The 252-nt window shown below is 67.5% G+C and carries 1 pseudogene; it reads left to right on the top strand.

What is annotated here, in order from left to right:
- Window positions 1–252: pseudogene (locus tag ACFRCG_RS48830) on the top strand (hypothetical protein); the annotation flags it as partial.

Raw genomic sequence — 252 nt, 5'->3', positions numbered from 1 at the left:
ACTTCGGCATCTGGGGCCTGCTGCTCATCGTCTTCGCCGAGTCCGGCCTGCTGATCGGCTTCTTCCTGCCGGGTGACTCGCTGCTGTTCACCTGCGGCCTGCTGATCACGTCGAACCAGCTGGACTTCCCGCTGTGGGCGGCCGTCGCCCTGATCTGCGTCGCCGCGGTCCTCGGCGACCAGGCGGGTTACCTGTTCGGCAAGAAGGTCGGCCCCTCGCTCTTCACCCGCCCGGACTCCCGCCTCTTCAAGC

The sequence above is a fragment of the Embleya sp. NPDC056575 genome, assembly GCF_042793325.1.
Taxonomy (GTDB): domain Bacteria; phylum Actinomycetota; class Actinomycetes; order Streptomycetales; family Streptomycetaceae; genus Embleya.
Note: the sequence above shows the minus strand (reverse complement) of the source record. Positions and strands in the feature narration are given on the sequence as shown.